This is a genomic window from Pseudoflavitalea sp. G-6-1-2 (assembly GCF_012927185.1).
Lineage (GTDB): Bacteria > Bacteroidota > Bacteroidia > Chitinophagales > Chitinophagaceae > Pseudobacter.
The window spans coordinates 495,720-511,781 of record NZ_JABBGB010000002.1; the positions used below are offsets into that span (position 1 = coordinate 495,720).

The window sequence follows — 16,062 nt, forward strand, 5'->3', positions numbered from 1 at the left end:
ATTTAGTGATGAGCATTACCTGGGATGATTTTGAAAAAATCGATATCCGTGTAGGAACAATTCTGGAAGTTAGCGATTTTCCCAAAGCCAAAAAACCGGCGTACCAAATTACGGTAGATTTCGGTGAATTGGGCCATAAAAAAACATCGGCACAGATCACAGCCATGTATGATCGTGAAAGTCTGATTGGCAAACAGGTAGTGGCTGTGGTGAATTTTCCCCCGAAACAAATAGCCAACTTTTTCAGTGAGTGCCTTATCATGGGAGTCTATACTGATAAAAAAGATGTAGTTTTATTACAACCCGAAAGGAAAGTGGAGAACGGCTGGAAGATCGGGTAACACACCGTGGAATGTCAGCCACTTTTACTACATATTACCAGAGCCCGGTAGGCCTGCTCCGGATTTCGGGTACTGACCAGTATCTCAGCGAAGTGCATTTTGTAGACAACGAAGAAGAAGCCGCAGTGGCAACCGGCACGGATAACCTGCCGCCGATGGCCATTCTGGCAATGGATCAGCTGATAGAATACTTTCAGGGGCAGCGCCGCATCTTTGAGATTCCTGTAAATCAGGAGGGAACCGAATTTCAGTTGAAAGTATGGAACGAACTGATGAATATTCCCTACGGCAAAACAACCAGTTATATCGATATGGCGCTCAGGCTCGGTGATCCTAAAGTGATCCGTGCAGCGGCTTCGGCCAACGGCCGTAATCATGTGGCTATCATCGTTCCCTGCCATCGTGTGATAGGCGCCAACGGAGAACTGGTAGGATATGCAGGCGGATTATGGAGAAAGAAATGGCTGCTCGGCCTCGAAAAACGCGTGGCACATGGTGTGCAGACTCTATTCTGACAGGCCCGGCTTTTGCAGTGAAACCTGCAGCAACCCATCGAACCAATTGATTAAAAACATAGCGGAGGAAATAATTTTATGCCATTCAAAGCATTATGGATAACAGAAACAGCAGAAGGGAAATTTGAAAGAAAGATTGTGGAAAGATCCATCGACGATCTTCCCGCCGGCGAAGTAGTGATCAAAGTGTTATACTCTGCACTCAATTACAAAGATGCATTGTCAGCAACCGGCAATAAAGGCATCACCCGAAATTATCCGCATACACCCGGCATCGATGCTGCCGGCGTGGTAGAGATCAGCAGAAGCGAACTCTTCACTGTTGGGCAGGAAGTAATTATTACCGGCTTCGATCTCGGCATGAATACCTGCGGCGGATTCGGAGAATACATCCGTGTTCCGGCAGCATGGGTAGTGCGCAAACCCGAAGGTTACACACTGAGAGAATGTATGATACTCGGTACAGCCGGCTTCACCGCCGCCTCTGCCCTCTTCAAAATGGAACTGATGGGCCAGAACCCGCAACAGGGGCCGATTGTAGTAACCGGTTCAACCGGTGGCGTAGGAAGCATGGCAGTGGCTATTCTCAATAAAGCCGGCTACGAAGTAATTGCCATCACGGGCAAAGCCAATGCAGCAGAATACCTCACCCATCTTGGCGCTAATTCCATCGAGTCACGGGAATGGGTATACGATACTACCGGTAAAGCATTGCTTCGTCCCAAATGGGCAGGAGCCATCGATACAGTTGGCGGTAACACGCTGTCTACTATTCTCAAAGGTTGTCAGCTCGAAGGCAATGTAGTGTCAACCGGACTGGTAGGCAGCTCTCAGCTTGCCACCACCGTATATCCCTTTATTCTCAATGGCGTAAGTCTGCTCGGCGTGGGCTCAGCCGAAACACCCATGGCCCGCAGAATGGCCATCTGGGATAAGCTCAGCACTGCATGGAATATCAAAGACAAACTCCAGGCAGTAGTAAAAGAAGTTAGTCTCGAAGAACTTAACGCAACCTATATCGATGCCATCCTCGAAGGGAAAGTGATGGGAAGAATCGTAGTTAAACTCGCTGAAAAATAATCATGGAATTGCTGGATCTGATTGTTACCGAAGTCATCCCTGAAACAAGGGAAGCCAATACCTACGTACTGCAATGCGCCGACGGAACACCCGTGCCCTATGAAGCCGGACAATTTCTCACCTTGCTCATTCCTTTCAACGGGCATGAAGTAAGGCGCTCCTACTCCATGGGATCCGCACCCGGTGTGGATGTCAGGCTATACATCACCGTTAAGCGAAAAGAGAACGGAGAGATCTCCAGGTATATACTCGAACATTGGCAGGTGGGCACCAAAGTAAGGTCCCTCGCTCCTTCCGGCAGATTCACCGTTGAAACCAATCCGAAGCAAAGCCGGCATTATTTCTTTCTTTCTGCCGGAAGCGGCATCGTGCCTGTGTTTTCGCTCATCAAGAAAATACTGACTGAAGAACCTGCTTCGCATGTAACCATGCTGTATCAGAATCACGATGAAACCACCATCATCTATCATCGTGAACTGGAAGCACTGGAGAAAAAGCACGCAACACAGTTCACACGTGTTGATCTGCTGAGCCATCCAATGCTGCACGAAATGCCCTCACGCAGAATGAACAATGGATTACTCGAGCAACTGGTAGGCGCTCATGAGCCAAAACCTTTTCAGCATCGGAATGAGAAGCCTCCTACACTTTTCTACACTTGCGGTCCGCCTTCGTTTATGCGAATGGTGCAGTTCACGCTTCGTGTGATGGGGTATGCAGAAGAGCAATTATTCAGGGAGCACTTCACTATACCGGTATTGCCGCCACCAACATTGGTGATCGATCCGTCGCCGAAGAAAGTGCAGCTCACTTACAACAATAAACAATACGAGTACGAAGTAACTTATCCCACCACCATATTGCAGGCAGCATTGAATCTGCATATAGAATTGCCATACAGTTGTAAGGCCGGGCGCTGCGCCACCTGCACAGCCAAATGTAAAAGTGGTGAAGTGAAGATGAGCAATAATGAAGTGCTGACAGATAAAGACCTGGGGCAGGGACTAATACTTACTTGTGTGGGGTTCGCCGCAACGGATGTGAGCATCGAGTTTTAGCACTACAACAACTCACTCTGCGTAAACGCCAGTGGCAGAAGCGAGCTCGCCTTTTCGATCACAAACACCTTCCCTTCCATTCCAGAAAGAATAAGACGTATCGGCTGTTTCACCCGCGACTCGAACTCCTGCAGACTCTGCCTGCAAATGCCGCAGGGAGCCACCGGATGATCGCTCAGGCCTTCGGCCTGCTGGTAACTGATAGCCAATGTATTTACCGGAACATTCGGATATAAGCTCGAAGCAGTACTGAGCAATACGCGTTCTGCGCATATGCCAGCCGGATAGCTGGCATTTTCCTGATTGGTGCCCGCCACTATCTCGCCATTGGCAAGCTTGGCCACTGCTCCAACCAGGAAATTCGAATAAGGTGCATAGGCATTTTGACTCACTTCCCTGGCTTCATTGAGCAGCCAGGCATCTTCGGCATTCAGTTCGTCGATGGAGTCATATACCTGATATGAAAACTGATAGTTGTTTGTATTCATATTAATGGATGGTCTTGAACAGACGTTTCCAGCGAACTCCTTTATCCCAGCTCATCCAGATCATCCAGGCCTCACCTACCACGTGGTCTTCAGGCACAAATCCCCAGAAGCGGCTGTCCTGCGATTTGTGGCGGTTGTCGCCCATCATCCAGAAATAATCCATTTTGAAAGTATAGGTTTCAGCTGGCTGTCCATTTATTAAGATTTTTCCTCCCTGCTCTTCCCACTCGTTGTTCTCATACACTTTGATGGCGCGTTTGTACAGCAGCACATTCTCGGGCGTGAGTCTGATGGTAGCGCCTTTCTTCGGAATCCAAAGCTTGCCGAAATTATCGGGCGACCATGGGAATTTAGCAGGATCATTCGGATAGATCATCGGAGATACAGACAATATCTCGCGTTGCGCACTCAGAAAGCCCGGCATCTTCTTCAGCAGTTCAAGCTCCGACTCTGTGAGGTTGATCTTGAAATTGCCTCCACCCATCTTGATGAGATCGGGGTTTCTTTCTTCACTGGTCATGTAAATGCCTTGCTCACGCAATGCATCTTCATCGATATCTACCGACATGCGAACATCGTACACCGTAGCGGAAGTTGGACTGATAAACGCTTTCTCATTGTTCACATACAGCAGACCATCTTTTATTTCGATGGTATCGCCTGCAATGGCAACGCAGCGTTTGATATAGTTCTCTCTTTTATCTACAGGTCTTGTAAGAATGGTATAGTTCTGCCAAACCGCTTCGCGGCCATCCTGGCGAACGAGATCGTAATAAGGTTCCTGCGAATCGAATTCTTTGGTGAGGGTATCACCGGCAGGGAAGTTGAACACCACTACATCGTTGCGTTTCACAGGACTGGAGAACCAGCGTGTGTAAGGAAGTTTGATGGCTTCGGAATATGACTTGCCTCCGGTGATAGGCATAGTATGATGCACAAACGGAAACGCCAGCGGCGTGTTCGGAATGCGTGGTCCATAGCTCAGCTTGCTCACGAAAAGGAAATCGTTTACGAGCAAGGTCTTTTCCATCGATCCTGTGGGAATGGTGTAGGCTTCAAACACAAATGTGCGGATCAGCGTGGCGGCCACAACGGCAAACACTGCTGCATCCACCCACTCGCGCACGGCAGACTTGCGGTGCTTGCGCGCAGATTCCGGTCCGATATATCTGGTGTCTTTATGATTAGCGATGTAAGGAAAATAAATGATAGGGATCAGTACAGCACCGGCATGATCGAGAAAACTGAATCTGCCGAAGAGTTTTACGAATTCAACCAGTATCCAGATGCTGATGAACCATCCCAGTACAGGAATGAATTGCAGCCAGAACCAGAACTTTTTGAAACGGCCCACCTTGAGTATTTCCCATGTATTGAGAAAAGGGACCCAGGCTTTCCAGGAAGCGATACCGGCTTTGGGGAACAGTTTTGCCAAACCAATGGCCGGCAGGAGCACTATTAAGAGAGAGATCAAAATAACAACGCTCAGATCGTGTAAACTCATGCTGTAGCTTTTATAAAAGATTGAACTTCAAAATTACCAAACCGATAGCCGGGGCCAACGGGGTAAAAACCAATTATTTGCTAAAATAACGCTATATCTCGTATCACCAAAGCAGATTACCAGTATAGATTGTTTCATTTAACCGCAGTCCGTCAACCAGTTATCTTAAAACAGAATTTGCCCGTTTACATTAGTTGTGATAATTTCCAATATGTTACAATATCCATGAACGTATTTTCTATCCGCGATATCGAAAACATGACGGGCGTTAAAGCCCATACCCTGCGCATCTGGGAGCAGCGGCACAATATTTTCAACCCCAAACGCAGAGAAAGCAAACACAGGTATTACGACAGTGAAGATCTCAAATACATTCTCCGCGTGGTGTATCTCTACAAAAGCGGCATCCGCATCAGCCATATTGCGGGCATGACGCAGGAAGAGATCCGGCAGCGCGCCCTCGACCTCAAACCAGATCATGAGAACTTCGACATCTACGTGAACCAGCTTACAGAAGCTGCACTCGATTTCGATCAGCCGCGGTTTGAAAAGATACTGCATACACTGCTGCTCCATGCTGGCTTTGAGCGGGCTGTACTCAATGTACTCTTTCCCTTGCTCAAACATATCGGATTGTTATGGCTTGCTGGCAAAGCACATCCCTGCCAGGAACATTTCGCCAGTGCACTCATCATCAAAAAAATGCACCTGGCCATCGACGGACTCGAACTGGTACCGCCCAACACCAAAAGAAGAGTGCTGCTCTTCACACCCGAACTGGAATACCACGAGATCCCCATCCTCTTCATGCAATACCTGCTGAAGAAGCGCGGTGTATCTACATTGTATGTGGGAAGAAATACTTCGCTGGATATTCTGCAATCCATCAGCAACCGGCAAACGCCGGTAACGCAGGTGTACTTTCACCTGGTCACCAACCTCATCCGTTGCGACATGAAGTTGTATCTCGAAAAGCTCACCTCGATCTTTCCCGGAAAGGAGATCTGCTTTTCGTCGAACTGCCTGGTACATCATATTCCACCTAACGTAAGAATGTTAAGCGGAAAGGATGCCCTGCTTGCATTTGCTCAGCAATAAATATTACTTGCGGGGAAGCACGTAAGCATACACATCTTCTGCCGTGATATTTTTTCCGGAGAGGATGATGAGGCGTTCCACTACGTTGCGAAGTTCGCGGATATTGCCCGTCCAGTTATGCTGTTTCAATGCATCGAGCGCATCAGCGTCGATGGATTTCTTAGCGATACCGTAATCGGAGCAAACGTCGCCGAGGAACTTGTCTACGAGCAGCGGAATATCATCGCGCCGGTCGTTGAGCGAAGGCACGTGAATGATGATCACACTGAGACGATGATATAAGTCGAGACGGAAATTCTTATCATCCACTTCGCGCAGCAGGTCTTTGTTGGTGGCTGCAATTACACGAACATCCACACTAATATCTTTATCGCCACCCACACGTGTGATCTTTCCTTCCTGCAAAGCGCGCAGCACTTTGGCCTGAGCATTGAGGCTCATATCGCCGATCTCATCGAGAAAGAGCGTGCCACCGTGCGCAGACTCGAACTTGCCGATGCGCTGCTTAACGGCCGAAGTGAAAGATCCTTTTTCGTGACCGAAGAGTTCACTTTCGATCAGTTCACTGGGAATGGCTGCACAGTTCACTTCGATGAGCGGACCGGAAGCGCGGTTGCTTTTTTCGTGCACCCATCTTGCCACCAGTTCTTTACCAACACCGTTCTCTCCCATCACGAGGATGCGGGCATCGGTTGGCGCTACTTTATCGATGGTTTCTTTAATGCGAAGGATGGGACCGGATTCACCGATCATTTCTTCCACCTTGCTCACCTTGCGTTTGAGCACTTTGGTCTCTGCCACCAGATTGGTTTTATCGGTGGCGTTGCGGATGGTGATCAGCAAACGGTTGAGATCGGGTGGTTTGGCAATATAGTCGTAAGCTCCTTTTTTTACAGCTTCCACAGCAGTTTCGATGGTACCGTGGCCGGAGATCATTATCACCGGTACATCGGGGTTTGCTTCGCGGGCTTTATCGAGAAATTCTATGCCGTCGAGTTTGGGCATCTTGATATCGCACAACACTACATCGAAGGTTTTCTCTTTGAATTTCTTCAGGCCTTCTTCTCCGTCGCCCGCTTCTTCGATCTTGTACCCTTCATAGGAAAGGATCTCGGATAATGTTTTACGGATCGCTTTTTCGTCGTCGATGATTAAAATATTTGACATAATATTTAACAGATTTGTGCTGTGGAATAATGCCGTAGGTTGATCCTTCTGGGCACGTAAAAATAATGAACTGCCATGAAGCGAATGCTCTTCTCCCTATCAATTATTTTGCCGGTTTTGGGCGGATGCCAGCCGGTGAACTCCAATCAGCAGCAAAAAAATGTAACCAACCCCCAGAAACCAGTACTGACAAAGGTTTCAGACATTCCACCTCCACCCGGCTGTAACAGATTCGATGGAACCGATGCGGGCTTCGCCGGCTGGCTAAGGAACATTCCACTTAAAAAAGACAACACCGTTTACCTCTACGATGGCCGTTTGAAGGCAAATCAACAAGCTCAGTTCGCCGTACTGGATGTGCCGGTGGGCACCCGCGACCTGCAGCAATGTGCCGATGCCGTAATGCGATTACGGGCATCCTGGTTATATGATAAAGGAGAATATGCCTCCATCAAATTTGCAGATAACAATGGAAGGATGTATACCTGCCCACCCTCACCAGACTCTTTGCAGTTTGAAAAATACCTCCAGACAGTCTACTCTTATTGCGGCACCATTTCGTTATCCAGACAATTGGAATCTGTTTATTTTGACAATATGCAGCCGGGTGATGTACTGATTCAGGGAGGTTCACCTGGCCATGCCGTGATTGTAATGGATGTGGCTATCGAACCACGCACATCAAAAAAATATTATATGCTGGCGCAGAGTTATATGCCTGCACAGAACATCCATATTCTCAAAAACCCATCCGATGCGGATCTCAGCCCATGGTACAGCGCCTCGGAAGCCAACAGTCTCATTTCCACACCCGAATGGCGTTTCTACAAGAAAGATCTCAAACGCTGGTGACCGTAAAAAAACAACAATAACTTAGTAAAACTCCCTTGCACAAACGATGCGCGATGAGTAATTTAGAGCTGTTAGAATTAATATCCTTTGAAAGAAGCACATTAACCCAAAATCGTTCTTATGAAAGCTCACCTTAACGCGCAACCCGCGCCACCCCGCGTAGGCAAGGTTGTAATGAGAGTAACATTACTTGGCGGACTGATACTTGGATGCGTATACGTTTTCCTTTTATTGTGTTCATCCGCTTTTAAGATCTTAGAATAGTCAGTCTGACATAACAGCAAGCAAAACATGCCGGGACGCAATGCTTCTCTGGCATGTTTTTTATTTTTATTATAACCCAAATCCTGAGCTTCGATGCTTAATCCGCAGTACAAATTATATATCAACAGCGTTTGGCTGGAATCTTTGTTCCCCACCGACTACTACAATAACAAACGTGTTTTCTTTTCTACCGGAGCCAGAAGGTTCTTCACTGTTTACCAGGTATTGAGAACCGGAGACTTTACACTCACAATCGTTGATGAAGTAACCCACGAAAGAACGGTGATCACTGCTGCGGCAGATTTCAAAGCATGGGTGCAGCAGCACTACCCTGCGTTTATCGGCTGTCTCGATACAGTGGATTGGGGCGATCCTGTAGATAGCATGTTGCAGCCTTTGTAATTGGTGCATTGTTTATGTTGTTTTATTGCGATGGTGCAATGGATATGCGGCTGAAAAATATGCCGTGCAGAATTGTACTGCTATACCGCAATAGGAAGTAGCATGGAGCAATAGAATTTAACCAGGCAGCAGAATAACATATTTTAAGGCCGGCATACCCATTGCCCCATCGCATGGGCCCGCTGAAAGTGCAACAAATAAAAGGCTGGTTGAGCGTGAGAGAATGAGAAAGCAAATACTGCTTGCAGTAATTTCAGAAGATCAGGTTGAATTATTTTTTGAATGCACGAGTTGTTTCTCTTGCGCATGCAGCGAGTAAGGGCGGAAGGGGGATATGAATGGTGGCCTTAAAACGGGTTGGGCAGGAGCCCCGGCTATATTCATTCGCTTAATCCTCCCTAACAAAAGCTTAATCAAGGTTAACCCCTGCCCGGCCTGTTTTTCGACAACATTTATATCCCCATTTCGCCCGACACACTATCATCAATACCACACTTTTATCAATAAATGTTAGCACATAAAAAAGTCCCGGAGAATCTCCGGGACTTTTCAATTATATCAGTAATTACTTACTTCTTCATATACATTACTTCCTTCACCAGATTCACTGTACGTGGCACATCCGGCAGCGCAGCAGCAACCAGGTTCGGTGCATAGTGCAGCGGTGCATCAGCAGCAGTGATACGGCGGATCGGAGCATCGAGATAATCGAAGCCTTCTTTCTGAATGCGGTATGCGATCTCAGAAGAAACAGAGCACATAGGCCACTGCTCATCTACGATCACCAGACGGTTGGTCTTTTTCACACTCTCCAGAATAGTGAACCAGTCGAGCGGACGTACAGTACGAAGATCGATCACTTCGGCACTGATGCCTTCTTTCTCCAGTTCAACAGCAGCACCCAGCGCTACTTTCATCATCTTATTGTAAGAAACGATGGTTACATCTCTTCCGGCTCTCTTCACATCGGCTTTACCGATAGGAATGATGTACTCTTCTTCAGGCACTTCACCTTTCTCGCCATACATCACTTCACTTTCCATGAACATTACCGGGTCGTTATCGCGGATCGCGGCTTTCAGCAGACCTTTTGCGTCGTATGGATTGGAAGGAGAGATTACTTTGATGCCGGGGATATTGGCATAATAGCTTTCAAATGCGGTAGAGTGTTGTGCACCGAGCTGTCCGGCAGAACCGTTAGGTCCGCGGAATACGATCGGACAGGTAATTTGTCCACCACTCATCGCCAGCATCTTCGAAGCTGTATTCAGAATCTGGTCCAGCGCCAGTACAGCGAAGTTCCAGGTCATGAACTCAACAATCGGACGAAGTCCGTTCTGAGCAGCACCTACAGCAATACCTGCAAAACCTAATTCTGCAATTGGTGTGTCGATAATGCGTTTGGGGCCAAACTCATCCAGCATGCCCTGGCTTACTTTATATGCGCCGTTGTATTCAGCAACTTCTTCTCCCATGAGAAAGATATTCGGGTCTCTTCTCATCTCTTCGCTCATTGCTTCACGGAGCGCTTCACGAAATGCAATTGATCTTGCCATCCGGTTTTATGGTTTTAAAGAAGGGCAAAATTATTGGATGCGAGGCAGATAAACAAATCGTTCCCAATGGAATTTCTTTTCCCCGCCCCCGAACACCCACCCTCCCGATTGGAGGTTATCCGGACTTTCTGGCACTGCCGGGAACCGGCCGATCGTCCGGACACCTACCAAAAACGTCCAGACGTCAAACGCATTTCGGCCCGCCTCCATCGCAGGGTAAGTTTGTCTAAACAATCGATGTATGCAGACTTTAATCTCACGCCAGGCGTATCTGGACTGGCTCAGAATCCTCGCCATTGCAGGCGTTCTTTTCTTCCATTCGGCCATGCCATATGTGGCAGAATGGGGCTGGCACCTGAAGAATAAAGAGCTAAGCAATCTGCTTATGGAATTTAATTTCTGGCTGAGCCGCTTCAGAATGCCGCTGCTTTTGTTCATTTCAGGCGCCGTAACCTGCGTTATGCTCCAGAAAAGAACCGGATCGGGCTTTATCGGTCTCCGGTTCAGACGCCTCTTTATTCCGCTTATCGCCGGTGTGCTGATTGTAGTGCCGCCGCAGGTGTACCTCGAAAGAGTACATAACGGCTATACCGGCAATTTCTTCGATTTCTATCCCACCATATTCACCAGCGGTGCCTACCCTGCCGGAAATTTCAGCTGGCATCACCTTTGGTTTATCGTATACCTCTTTATATATGATGTGGTGTTCACGCCCTTTTTCACCTGGATCATCCGCAGCCGCGCCAAACATTGGTTCGATCAGCTGTTCAGCTGGTTCGCCACAGGAAGAAGAATTTACCTGCTGATGCTGCCCGGTGTACTCATCCATACCTTCCTCGCAGGCAAATTCCCCGGCACCAACGATCTCATTCACGATTACTGCTTTTTCTTCTACTGGTTGTTCTTTCTGCTGGTGGGCTTCCTTTGCATGTGCGCACCCGCACTGATGGATTGCCTCGAACGCGATCGCAGACTTTCGCTCGCCATTGCATTCGCCAGTATCATCTGCATCAATTATTTCAGATGGAATAATCTGGAAGATGCCATCCAAACCCGGTTCTACTGGGCGCTCTATCCGGTAATGGCCTATATGTGGGTGTTTGCATTGGTAGGATATGGAAAACGATACCTCAACAAACCACATAAGAGCCTCGGTTACCTCAATCAGATGGTGTATCCGTTTTATATTGTACATCAAACGGTGATTGTGATACTTACCTTCTATGTGATCCGGACAACCGATACCATCTGGATGAAATACTTCTTCACCGTTTTGCTGACGTTGGCGATAAGTTTAACTTTAATTCATGTATTCATCAGGCCATTTAAAGCAGGTCGCTGGTTATTTGGCATGAAGGATCAAACCACCAACAAACCCGCATGAAAGGATTCTGGAAATACGCCTTCCCGCCACTGTACGGATTGCTGATCTACTTCAGCATCCGTGTAGTGACCGATACCACAGACGGAACACGCTTCTGGCTGAGGCCATGGCTGATGAACACCATCGAGATTGTGCTGGTAGTCAGTTACACGTTCTTCACGTTGCCGCTGTTCAACAGATTGGTGAACCGCTTCAGCCAACGAACCCGCACATTTGAATTGAAAGAAGTAATGCAGGAATTCGTTATTGTAATACTGGTGATACTGGCCACAGTAAATCCGCTGCTTTATCTGGTGCATTACCTCATTCACGATCCCGTCTCATGGAGCGATTTCAGCATCGCCAACGTAGTGGCTGGTTTGTACACGCTGCTGTATTACGCCATCGCAAGAGGAAACAAATTTGTACAGGCCTACATAGATCAGCAACTGCAACTCGAACGCATCACCAACGATCAACTGCAGACAGAACTGAAATTTCTCAAAGCGCAGTATCATCCGCATTTTCTGTTCAATGCACTCAACACCATCTATTTTCAGATGGATGAAAATATCGGCGAAGCCAAGAAAAGCATCGAACAGTTTTCAGGATTGCTTCGCTATCAACTCTACGACCAGCAGCAGATGGTAGAGATAAACAAAGAGCTGAACTATCTGCAGCAATTCATAGAACTGCAACAGAAACGCAGTTCGGAAAAACTCAGACTGACAGTTCATTTTGATGATTCGCTGAAACAACAGCTTATCTATCCGCTGCTGCTGCTGCCGCTGGTAGAGAACGCATTCAAATATGCCGGGGGCAACTGGACCATCAGCATCCATGCCGGCCTGCAAAACAACCAGCTGCATTTTGCAGTGGAGAATGCAGTGCCCGCGCATATTCCGGAACACGCCGCCAGTGGAATCGGGCTCGAAAACCTGCGAAGAAGATTGCAGCTGCTCTATCCCGGCCAGGCATCGATCGAAACAACAAAAGAGAACCAGCAATTCAAAGCATTACTGATATTGCCATTCGGCAACTGATCATCAAACAGCAACTATGAGCCAACCCATCAGATGCATCATCACAGACGACGAACCCATTGCCCGCAAGGGATTGCAGGGATATGTCGAAAAGACCGGCTTTCTTACACTCACCGGCATCTGCGAAGATGCGCTGCAACTGAATGAGCTGTTGAAACAGCAATCCGCCGATCTGCTGTTTCTCGATATCGAAATGCCCTGGCTCAGCGGCATCGATTTTCTGAAGAATGCCAACAATCCACCCCGTGTAATTCTCACCACCGCCTACGATCAGTATGCCATTGCCGGTTATGAACTCGATGTGCTCGACTATCTGCTCAAACCCATTTCGTTTGAACGGTTTCTGAAAGCTGCCAACAAAGCCTATGATTTTTTTCAGTTGCAGCAATCGAACAAACCCGCCGATTATCTTTTTGTGAAAGCCGACAATCGTCTGGAGAAGATCGCTTACAACGAAATACTGTTTGCTGAAGCTATGGAGAACTATGTAGGCATTTATACGGAAGACAGAAAACTGGTGGTGCACTCCACCCTCCGGGCGTTGCAGGAAAGCCTGCCCGAAAGCCGTTTCATACAGCCACATAAATCTTACCTCGTGAATATGGATGCTATCCGCGCCATCGAAGGCAATGTATTGCACATTGCACAGTATCAGGTACCGGTATCGAAGTACCTGAAAGAGGTGGTGATGGAAAAGATCCTCAACAACCGACTGCTGAAAAAATGAAAGCAGCTTTTTGTCCCACCAGCTGCTTTGTTTCACCCACCAACGCAACAAATGATCGCAACCTTGCCGTATATGCATGCTGCATAGCTGTTTGTTGAATCTGCCGGACAGTTAGCATACTGTGTAATATTTTTATTACTGTGCATGAGGAAAACTGCACAATTGAATAACAATACAGTCAGTTTTTTACCCGGCGGATATTTCTATATCTGCCTTTTTTGTGATTTTATGCCGCTGGTTTTCCCTTCATGGGACATGCTAATAGATTGAATTTCTTATATCTTTGTGCTGCCGGTAACAACTGGTATCAGATTTGCTTTTGCTTTAACCAGCATTCATCACAAAAAACAAGACGACTATGAAAAGAATCAAATTGTTAACCGCCGCCTCCCTGAGCCTCCTGGTATTACTTTTCACTGCCTGCTCACCCAGCAGAGTAGCCAGCCCTGAAGGAGCAAAGGTAGACCTGAAAGGTACCTGGACGGTCAGCAATATCAGCCTGGATGGAATTTCTGAGAAAGGATTTAAAGTAACCGTATTCGACGATGCATTGTACCAATGTTATATGGGAAGTCAGTGGAATCTGATCGCTAACGGTAATGGGTCTTACACTGTACCTGCTTCCGGCGACTGCACAGGTGGTCAGCGCAATATCTACTGGAGCGTTCAGAACATCAGCGGAGCTAAATATTTTCAGTTCAAGAATCTGGGAACCGGCGTTAAACCCAACAGAGTTACAGACGGATATCGCCTCGAAATGCAATCACTCACCGCCAATCAGATGTTGCTGAGAAGCGCCGTGAACTTCGAAGGAAAAACAGTGTATATCAACTATACATTTACGAGATAAGCAATAATATTGCTGCATTATTAAAAGGCGTTCCACTGAAAAGTGGAGCGCCTTTTATTTTGCATGCACAAAAATGCATTAACCGCCCCTGTTTTTATCATTCGCTGCAAAGGGTACAACTATACCCTATATGCGCAGATATTTCTCATTCGCAAACTGCGCATGCACGCATTAACACAATTTAAACATACGCACACAACCCTGTCCCATAAAGGGTTTCATTAAAACAATCCACATTAATAAATTTTAACGACCATACACTTTATGTAATTTTGTTGCAGCTTTGCATCTCTTGCACGAAACAAATTCATTAGCTAAAAACAGAATAAGATGATTAAGAAAAGAATTGTAACCAGTGTAATGTTATTAGTTGTGTTTTTCTCCGGCATCAGCGCTGCACTCGCAGGAGACTTCATTAAAATGACCATCAAAGAAAATCAAGGTGATTGTGTAGGTGTTGCTCCAATGAAATGCCTGCTGGTGTTGAACAAGAAAAACGGACAGTGGGAAAATTTCTACGACGGTATTCAGAACTTCAACTATAAAGAAGGATACCGGTACACTATTCTTGTAGAGAGAACAAAAAGAACGAACGTGCCTGCAGATGCATCTGCATATGAGTACAAACTGGTAAAAGTATTAAAGCAAAAAATAGTAAAACCTGCCAAACAACCCGCCGTACTGAAAAGCCTCAGCGGTACCGAATGGAAACTCATTCAGCTCAATGGCAAGGCTATCGGTAAAGAGGGTGTTACCCTGAAATTCGACGCAGGCACTAAAGGTTACGGCGCTTATGCAGGTTGCAACAGAATGGGTGGTGGCCTGAAATGGAACGCTAAGAAAGGTACCCTCGATTTTGGTCCTGCAATGTCTACCCTTATGGCATGTGGCGAAGACGTGATGAAACTCGAACACGAATACAACAAAGCTTTAAGCGAGCAATCGTTCAAGGTTTCAGTGAAAGGAAACAAACTTCAACTGATCCAGAAAGGCAAAGTAGTGCTTGAGTTCAGCAAATAAACAGAACAGAACTGCTGCTTCGTGTAGCAGTACAGATAAATAAGCCGTGGGCTGCATCAATCGAACATAATCTGTCGATTGTTGCAGCCCACGATCTTTTGATGTACTACAGGTAAGGCGCAAGCGGGCAATTCCTGTAATTAAGATGATGCTGGATTATGGATTTCAGCTAATGGATGAATACGGGATTGAACACAAGCATTAACATCAGAGCAATTTCCTCATCAGCCAATCGCGCTGCACATCGTCGCCCAGCACAAAATCGTGTTCACTGAATTTCTCGAATCCCCATTTTTTATAAAACGCTATCGCACGATCATTTTTCTCCCACACCCCCAGCCACACCGATTTATTCTTCATATCTGTGGCCAGTTCGATGCAGCGTTTCATCAATGCACTTCCCACTCCTTTGCCGATCACGGAGGCATCTGCATAGATGCGGGCAATTTCAATGGCAGGAAGATCTTCGAGTTCAGGAGGATTGAACCCGTACAACATCCGCACATACCCCACCAACTCAGTGCCGGAATAAGCCATCAGAAAGATATTGCCTGGTGCGCCCACCTGTGCTATCAGCCGTTCTTCGGAGAATGATTCGCGCATGAATTTTTCCATATCCTCCGCTGTGTTCTGCGCAGCAAACGATTCGTAGAACGTTTTTCTGCTGAGCGCTGCTATGGCCATGGCATCTTCTTTTGTTGCGTATCTGATGCTTATGTCTGACATATCGTTTC

The 16,062-nt window shown here is 47.0% G+C and carries 17 protein-coding genes; 12 read left to right on the forward strand and 5 right to left on the reverse strand.

Features of this window, described 5'->3' with window-relative positions; all coding sequences use genetic code 11:
- The first annotated feature begins 8 nt into the window (after nt 1-8).
- The 4 genes from HHL16_RS11715 to HHL16_RS11730 all read left to right on the forward strand — a co-directional run bounded on the left by HHL16_RS11715 (nt 9) and on the right by HHL16_RS11730 (nt 2,994).
- Nucleotides 9-341: a tRNA-binding protein gene (locus tag HHL16_RS11715; RefSeq protein WP_169425385.1), complete on the forward strand. Its 333-nt coding sequence runs from the start codon at nt 9-11 to the stop codon at nt 339-341.
- An 11-nt stretch (nt 342-352) separates the two neighbouring features.
- On the forward strand, nt 353-856 hold the full coding sequence (locus HHL16_RS11720) for a methylated-DNA--[protein]-cysteine S-methyltransferase (protein ID WP_169425386.1): 504 nt from the start codon (nt 353-355) through the stop codon (nt 854-856).
- A gap of 78 nt (nt 857-934) precedes the next feature.
- Nucleotides 935-1,936: a YhdH/YhfP family quinone oxidoreductase gene (locus HHL16_RS11725; protein ID WP_169425387.1), complete on the forward strand. Its 1,002-nt coding sequence runs from the start codon at nt 935-937 to the stop codon at nt 1,934-1,936.
- Between the two features lie 2 nt (nt 1,937-1,938).
- A complete protein-coding gene (locus HHL16_RS11730) occupies nt 1,939-2,994 on the forward strand; it encodes an iron-sulfur cluster-binding domain-containing protein (RefSeq protein WP_169425388.1) in 1,056 nt (351 codons plus the stop codon).
- Nucleotides 2,995-2,996: 2 nt separating this feature from the next.
- Here the strand turns inward: HHL16_RS11730 and HHL16_RS11735 are convergent, their stop codons facing one another.
- Both HHL16_RS11735 and lepB read right to left on the reverse strand, forming a co-directional pair.
- Nucleotides 2,997-3,482, reverse strand: coding sequence for a cytidine deaminase (locus HHL16_RS11735; RefSeq protein WP_169425389.1), 486 nt, complete (start codon nt 3,480-3,482; stop codon nt 2,997-2,999).
- Nucleotide 3,483: 1 nt separating this feature from the next.
- Nucleotides 3,484-4,986 carry a signal peptidase I gene (gene lepB / locus HHL16_RS11740; RefSeq protein WP_169425390.1) on the reverse strand — a complete coding sequence of 501 codons (1,503 nt, stop codon included), beginning with the start codon at nt 4,984-4,986 and terminating at the stop codon, nt 3,484-3,486.
- 225 nt (nt 4,987-5,211) lie between these two features.
- On the opposite strand from lepB, the gene HHL16_RS11745 reads away from it, so the two are divergent.
- Nucleotides 5,212-6,084: a MerR family transcriptional regulator gene (locus HHL16_RS11745; protein WP_169425391.1), complete on the forward strand. Its 873-nt coding sequence runs from the start codon at nt 5,212-5,214 to the stop codon at nt 6,082-6,084.
- Nucleotides 6,085-6,087: 3 nt separating this feature from the next.
- Here the strand turns inward: HHL16_RS11745 and HHL16_RS11750 are convergent, their stop codons facing one another.
- Nucleotides 6,088-7,251 carry a sigma-54 dependent transcriptional regulator gene (locus HHL16_RS11750; RefSeq protein WP_169425392.1) on the reverse strand — a complete coding sequence of 388 codons (1,164 nt, stop codon included), beginning with the start codon at nt 7,249-7,251 and terminating at the stop codon, nt 6,088-6,090.
- A gap of 75 nt (nt 7,252-7,326) precedes the next feature.
- Between HHL16_RS11750 and HHL16_RS11755 the strand changes: the two genes are divergently transcribed.
- A complete protein-coding gene (locus tag HHL16_RS11755; protein ID WP_169425393.1) occupies nt 7,327-8,103 on the forward strand; it encodes a DUF4846 domain-containing protein in 777 nt (258 codons plus the stop codon).
- A 357-nt stretch (nt 8,104-8,460) separates the two neighbouring features.
- Nucleotides 8,461-8,769: a hypothetical protein gene (locus HHL16_RS11760; protein WP_169425394.1), complete on the forward strand. Its 309-nt coding sequence runs from the start codon at nt 8,461-8,463 to the stop codon at nt 8,767-8,769.
- Nucleotides 8,770-9,338: 569 nt separating this feature from the next.
- On the opposite strand, the gene HHL16_RS11765 is transcribed toward HHL16_RS11760, so the two are convergent.
- Nucleotides 9,339-10,325: a pyruvate dehydrogenase complex E1 component subunit beta gene (locus HHL16_RS11765; RefSeq protein WP_169425395.1), complete on the reverse strand. Its 987-nt coding sequence runs from the start codon at nt 10,323-10,325 to the stop codon at nt 9,339-9,341.
- A 241-nt stretch (nt 10,326-10,566) separates the two neighbouring features.
- On the opposite strand from HHL16_RS11765, the gene HHL16_RS11770 reads away from it, so the two are divergent.
- The 5 genes from HHL16_RS11770 (at nt 10,567) to HHL16_RS11790 (ending at nt 15,328) form a co-directional block, all read left to right on the forward strand.
- Nucleotides 10,567-11,709 carry an acyltransferase family protein gene (locus tag HHL16_RS11770; RefSeq protein WP_169425396.1) on the forward strand — a complete coding sequence of 381 codons (1,143 nt, stop codon included), beginning with the start codon at nt 10,567-10,569 and terminating at the stop codon, nt 11,707-11,709.
- Nucleotides 11,706-12,731 (forward strand): histidine kinase, encoded by a 1,026-nt coding sequence (locus tag HHL16_RS11775; RefSeq protein WP_169425397.1) that lies wholly within the window; start codon nt 11,706-11,708, stop codon nt 12,729-12,731. Before HHL16_RS11770 ends, HHL16_RS11775 begins: the two co-directional genes overlap by 4 nt.
- Before the next feature lie 16 nt (nt 12,732-12,747).
- A complete protein-coding gene (locus HHL16_RS11780; protein WP_169425398.1) occupies nt 12,748-13,458 on the forward strand; it encodes a LytTR family DNA-binding domain-containing protein in 711 nt (236 codons plus the stop codon).
- 358 nt (nt 13,459-13,816) lie between these two features.
- Complete coding sequence (locus tag HHL16_RS11785) at nt 13,817-14,308, forward strand: lipocalin family protein (RefSeq protein ID WP_169425399.1); 492 nt, start codon at nt 13,817-13,819, stop codon at nt 14,306-14,308.
- Between the two features lie 330 nt (nt 14,309-14,638).
- Nucleotides 14,639-15,328 (forward strand): DUF4377 domain-containing protein, encoded by a 690-nt coding sequence (locus HHL16_RS11790; protein WP_169425400.1) that lies wholly within the window; start codon nt 14,639-14,641, stop codon nt 15,326-15,328.
- Between the two features lie 207 nt (nt 15,329-15,535).
- Here the strand turns inward: HHL16_RS11790 and HHL16_RS11795 are convergent, their stop codons facing one another.
- Nucleotides 15,536-16,054 (reverse strand): GNAT family N-acetyltransferase, encoded by a 519-nt coding sequence (locus tag HHL16_RS11795; protein ID WP_169425401.1) that lies wholly within the window; start codon nt 16,052-16,054, stop codon nt 15,536-15,538.
- Nucleotides 16,055-16,062: the final 8 nt, after the last annotated feature.

Excerpts from the sequence above, each read along its gene's own strand:
- HHL16_RS11750 (WP_169425392.1), bottom strand. The coding sequence starts at position 7,251 with ATGTCAAATATTTTAATCATCGACGACGAAAAAGCGATCCGTAAAACA.
- HHL16_RS11765 (WP_169425395.1), bottom strand. The coding sequence starts at position 10,325 with ATGGCAAGATCAATTGCATTTCGTGAAGCGCTCCGTGAAGCAATGAGC.
- HHL16_RS11775 (WP_169425397.1), top strand. The coding sequence starts at position 11,706 with ATGAAAGGATTCTGGAAATACGCCTTCCCGCCACTGTACGGATTGCTG.
- HHL16_RS11730 (WP_169425388.1), top strand. The coding sequence starts at position 1,939 with ATGGAATTGCTGGATCTGATTGTTACCGAAGTCATCCCTGAAACAAGG.
- HHL16_RS11795 (WP_169425401.1), bottom strand. The coding sequence starts at position 16,054 with ATGTCAGACATAAGCATCAGATACGCAACAAAAGAAGATGCCATGGCC.
- lepB (WP_169425390.1), bottom strand. The coding sequence starts at position 4,986 with ATGAGTTTACACGATCTGAGCGTTGTTATTTTGATCTCTCTCTTAATA.
- HHL16_RS11770 (WP_169425396.1), top strand. The coding sequence starts at position 10,567 with ATGCAGACTTTAATCTCACGCCAGGCGTATCTGGACTGGCTCAGAATC.
- HHL16_RS11785 (WP_169425399.1), top strand. The coding sequence starts at position 13,817 with ATGAAAAGAATCAAATTGTTAACCGCCGCCTCCCTGAGCCTCCTGGTA.
- HHL16_RS11780 (WP_169425398.1), top strand. The coding sequence starts at position 12,748 with ATGAGCCAACCCATCAGATGCATCATCACAGACGACGAACCCATTGCC.
- HHL16_RS11715 (WP_169425385.1), top strand. The coding sequence starts at position 9 with ATGAGCATTACCTGGGATGATTTTGAAAAAATCGATATCCGTGTAGGA.
- HHL16_RS11745 (WP_169425391.1), top strand. The coding sequence starts at position 5,212 with ATGAACGTATTTTCTATCCGCGATATCGAAAACATGACGGGCGTTAAA.
- HHL16_RS11755 (WP_169425393.1), top strand. The coding sequence starts at position 7,327 with ATGAAGCGAATGCTCTTCTCCCTATCAATTATTTTGCCGGTTTTGGGC.
- HHL16_RS11720 (WP_169425386.1), top strand. The coding sequence starts at position 353 with ATGTCAGCCACTTTTACTACATATTACCAGAGCCCGGTAGGCCTGCTC.
- HHL16_RS11760 (WP_169425394.1), top strand. The coding sequence starts at position 8,461 with ATGCTTAATCCGCAGTACAAATTATATATCAACAGCGTTTGGCTGGAA.
- HHL16_RS11725 (WP_169425387.1), top strand. The coding sequence starts at position 935 with ATGCCATTCAAAGCATTATGGATAACAGAAACAGCAGAAGGGAAATTT.
- HHL16_RS11735 (WP_169425389.1), bottom strand. The coding sequence starts at position 3,482 with ATGAATACAAACAACTATCAGTTTTCATATCAGGTATATGACTCCATC.
- HHL16_RS11790 (WP_169425400.1), top strand. The coding sequence starts at position 14,639 with ATGATTAAGAAAAGAATTGTAACCAGTGTAATGTTATTAGTTGTGTTT.